This is a genomic window from Okeania sp. SIO2B9 (assembly GCF_010672505.1).
Classification (GTDB): Bacteria; Cyanobacteriota; Cyanobacteriia; order Cyanobacteriales; family Microcoleaceae; genus Okeania; species Okeania hirsuta.
The window spans coordinates 1-4,285 of sequence record NZ_JAAHGK010000647.1 but is presented as its reverse complement, the minus strand read 5'-3'; the positions used below and the strand labels follow the sequence as shown (position 1 = coordinate 4,285).

Sequence of the window (4,285 nt, the reverse complement as noted above, 5' to 3'; positions counted from 1 at the left end):
CATTGGGTTTACAAGTAGGTAAAGTTTATCAAGTAATTGATGTTACTAATAAAGTATTTTTTAATCAAGCTGAAGTACAACATCCTCTGAAGTTAATCTCAGGAAATGTAAAAGTAACTGCTAGTTTTGAACTAGCTATAGATAAATCTGGTTTAGCAGATAAACGCATCAATGTTTATTTTGATAAACGTTATTTGGCAATTGAGAAAATTGTGGGTATTAATACTCCCAAACTAAATCCTTTTAAAGTTGTAGCAGCTAATAATCCTCAAGGTAGAGTTGCTACATTAGATATTACTTATTTAGACGAAACTTTAAGAATTGGACGTGGAGGGGATGAAAGTTTATTTATTTTGAATAAAGTTGTATAGGGGAAGAAAGAAGGAAGAAGGAAGAGGGAAGAGAGAAAAAGGAAGAAGGTGTTTAGTTATCTTGGAGAGAAGGAAAAATATGGTGTTGTCTGAGTTTTCAACTTGATGATATTTCCTAACAGTAATGGCAACTGCTATACTACCTAAAACCTAAAACCTACCATTTTAATCAAAAATCATGGAAGAGATATTAAAAAATTTACTATCACATAAAAATGTCAAAATTAATAAAATAATTTCACCCCCTAATTTCGTCAGTAAAGAATTTATTCAAGATGAAGATGAATGGGTAACATTGCTTGAAGGTTCCGCCATATTAGAAATCAATCAAAAAACAACAAAATTAGTCAAAGATAGTCATATTTTTATACCAGCTAAAACCCCACATAAAATTATTTCAACCGATCCAAAGATAGAAACAATTTGGCTTGCTATTCATATTTATTAGTAGAAGGAAGAAGGAAGAAGAATCGAAATAAGGAAAAATTTTCGTTGTCTGAGTTTTAAGCTTTTGATATGTCTTAACCTTTCCTTGGACTGCTATATTTCTAATATTATCTCTGATAAATAAGGGAGTAGAGAGAATAGGGGATTTTGCTCTGGATAAGTTTTTTGTTTGCAGAGTGCGGAACTTAGTTATATCGCTAATTATCCAGACAGAATATAATACCTATTCTCAAAAAAATGCTATGTTTAATTAAACTCTAAAAAAAATATTTTTCACACTTTACTCGGAAGTAATGGAGGAGTTATTTGTACTTCATAATTGAATAATTGAGTTATTCTGCATTTTTTCTGACTGATAGTAATTCCTAAAAATAATGCGATACTTATTGAACATTTCAGTGATTAAGTAATAAGTAAGAATATTTTTAGCAATTTATTTCCATGAAATAAAGATATCTTATTCATTACAGCAGATTCCACCAAGGGTGAGATATACCTATCGCGGGCAAGATGCCCGCACTACAAATATTTAATTGTTAATACTTTATCATTTTCTTTGTGGGTTTAATACCCCACCGTCTACACGGTGTTCAAAATTACTTGGGGTTAGAATCCCCATGTAATTTTCCTCCTGTCTCCTGTCTCCTGTCTCCTGTCTCCTTCTTCAAACTTCTTATGGGAGAAATATGCTATATTTCCCTCCTCCCTAACCCCTACTCCCAAGAATATATTATAGCGTTTCTCAAACTAATAAGGTACACCTATCTTTTATTTCTATTCTATTCTATTCCCTGTTCCCTGTTCTCTTCTTTTGATAGCGTTTCTCAAACTAATAAGGTACACCTATCTTTATTTCTATTCTATTCTATTCCCTGTTCCCTGTTCCCTTCTTTTGACTAAAATAAATACATAAAAACAAAAATAACCCCATTCCCACAATATACTTAAAAATATCAGGCACTAACGGACTAGGCGAGAAAAATCCCTCAATAATTCCAGCAATAACTAACAACATTACAACACCAAAAACCAACTGTGCAGCTTGAAAACCATAAAACTTTAAAGCATCAACTCGACCATATTTACCCGGAAATAAAATAGCTCTTGCTATTAATAAACCAGCTCCACCAGCCAAAAATATTGCAGGTAATTCTAAAGCACCATGAGGAAATACAAAAGCCCAAAAAGGAACAGCCAAATTATGTTGACTAACTAGAGCGCCAATTGCCCCAATTAATAATCCATTAAATACCAACAAATAAACTGTATAAATACCACCACTAATACCACCAGCTACTGCAGAAAAAGAAACCCGTAAATTATTAATCATAATATTACTAGAAGCCAGAGGTTCAACTCCTACTATTGACCCCGTCCATAATTCTTGACGGTCTCGTACTTGAGAAATCAAAGATTCTGGCACTATCAACGACATAAACACTGGGTCTTGCCAACTATACCACCAGGCCACCAACCCACCAACCAAAAAAAACGCCGTCGCCACTGCCGTATAAGCCCAAGTTTTTTGCACCACTGCTGGAAACCCCCAACGAAAGAACTCCCAGACTGCTTGCCATTCCTGCTTCTGGTTTCCCTGATAAATTTGAGTGTAACCACGAGTAGTCAACCTCTGCAAATCTTGCTCCAGAATATTACCCACTTGGTGAGTTTTAGCACGGGCAAAATCTGCCGATACAGAACGATACAAACTGGCCATTTCCCTGATTTGAGCTGCTGGCAATGATTTTAATCCCTTTTTTTCTACTTGCCTTAATAAAGAGTCTAAATGCTGCCAATTTTTTTCTCTACGTCTAATCCAACGGTTAATATTCATTAAGTTTTCCTAATAGTTACCTTTGATTAGTTTAAGATAAATATAAAATTTTCACTGCAAATAATTGAGATAAATTTAGTTATGTCTGAAAATTCAACAATACCAATTGCACCCCTAAGTGCTGGGAATATTGTTAGTGCTGGGATGAGAATTTATCGAGACCATTTTAAGCCTTATTTGGGTGTAGCGATTCGAGCAACTTTATGGTCTTTTTTGCCATTTTTAGCTTTGATTCCCATACCTTTAATTTTGATTTATAATCAAGCCAATAGTTCAAGTTTTTTATTATTAATTCCTGTATGGTTATTATTGTTTATTTATTCTTCGGCAAAGTCAATTATTAATAATGCCATAATTGCTAGGTTAGTATTCGGAGAGTTAGCTAATCAACCAGAAACTGTTCGTGAAGCTAGGCGTATTTTAAAACCTAAAATGTGGATTTTTTTCCTAGCATTTTTTCTATTTTTTTTAATTGGAATTGGAATTTGGCTGATTCTTTCTGTGGTTATTGGAATTTTGGCTGGTATTATTGCTGGAATGGCAAATGCTAGTCAGCCAAATGTGGGAACTATAGTAGTTTTAGTTTTAATTGGAATTGTTATTTTTATTATTGCCTTAATTTTTATAGTTAGATTATTAATTCGTTTTTTTGTTTTTGATATGCCTTTAGCTGTAGAAGAAAATATAACAGCGACTCAAACTTTAGGACGTAGCTGGGAATTAACAAAAGGATATGTAGGGCGAATTTTTGTTGTATTGTTCATCGCAAGTTTAGTGACATTACCAATTGGGATAATTGTACAAATTATTGCTGGAATACTCGAAAATATTCTGAAAGCAACTATTCCTGCTAACCCAACAGATGCCAGCTTTCAATTACTATTATTTCTCATGGGATATAGTATTGGATTATTAAGTAATGTCTTCTTATTACCATTCTGGCAAGCTATAAATGCTCTAGTTTATTATGACCTCCGAACACGTCGAGAAGGTATGGATTTACAGTTAAGAAAACAAGAAATTTAGTTTTGTTGTAGTAGGGTCATTTCAGTTATCAGTTATCAGTTGTAAATTTAGCCATGTCTCAAAATCCAATAAAACTAACTAAACTTTTAAGCGTAGGGAATGTTGTTAGTGCTAGTATCCGAATTTATCGAGATAATTTTAAGTCTTATTTTGGTGTAGCTATTAGAGCAACTTTATGGTATTTTTTGCCATTTTTAGCTTTAATTCCGATACCTATAGTTTTGATTTATGGTCAACAAGGCATCTGAAGAAAATGTTAAAAAATTCAGTTAAATATGGAGCGATCGCTACTTTTTTTCCTATATTAGAGTTATGGGGAAATAACTTAAATAAAGCCAGTTAAAACTACAGAAATTATCTAATTTTCTTGCTGCTTTTCCTCCGTGAATTTTTCCTGAGAACCAAATAGATTTATCTTTTGCCTTCTGCCTTCTTCAAAACCGAAATTATTAGGAGTATTTAAGATGCTTATTTCAGCAGAAAAACCGGATATTAAGTTAATGACTTTAGAGGAGTTTTGGGACTGGTATCCTGATGGTTATGGTCGATTTGAACTACATAATGGAGAAATTGTTGAAGTGCAACCTACTGGAACTCACGAAAAAGT

The 4,285-nt window shown here is 33.2% G+C and carries 5 protein-coding genes; 4 read left to right on the top strand and 1 reads right to left on the bottom strand.

Annotated features, from left to right (window positions below):
- Positions 1-371 (top strand): PAP/fibrillin family protein (locus tag F6K13_RS20815; protein ID WP_287288235.1); only part of this gene is annotated, 371 nt, incomplete at its 5' end.
- 178 nt (positions 372-549) lie between these two features.
- Positions 550-819 carry a cupin domain-containing protein gene (locus tag F6K13_RS20810; protein ID WP_124146138.1) on the top strand — a complete coding sequence of 90 codons (270 nt, stop codon included), beginning with the start codon at positions 550-552 and terminating at the stop codon, positions 817-819.
- A gap of 864 nt (positions 820-1,683) precedes the next feature.
- On the opposite strand, the gene F6K13_RS20805 is transcribed toward F6K13_RS20810, so the two are convergent.
- Positions 1,684-2,652 carry a stage II sporulation protein M gene (locus F6K13_RS20805; protein ID WP_124146137.1) on the bottom strand — a complete coding sequence of 323 codons (969 nt, stop codon included), beginning with the start codon at positions 2,650-2,652 and terminating at the stop codon, positions 1,684-1,686.
- 81 nt (positions 2,653-2,733) lie between these two features.
- On the opposite strand from F6K13_RS20805, the gene F6K13_RS20800 reads away from it, so the two are divergent.
- Together F6K13_RS20800 and F6K13_RS20795 are read left to right on the top strand one after the other, a co-directional pair.
- Positions 2,734-3,678: a DUF975 domain-containing protein gene (locus F6K13_RS20800; protein WP_124146136.1), complete on the top strand. Its 945-nt coding sequence runs from the start codon at positions 2,734-2,736 to the stop codon at positions 3,676-3,678.
- Positions 3,679-3,731: 53 nt separating this feature from the next.
- Positions 3,732-3,926 carry a hypothetical protein gene (locus F6K13_RS20795; protein ID WP_124155559.1) on the top strand — a complete coding sequence of 65 codons (195 nt, stop codon included), beginning with the start codon at positions 3,732-3,734 and terminating at the stop codon, positions 3,924-3,926.
- Positions 3,927-4,285 lie beyond the last annotated feature (359 nt).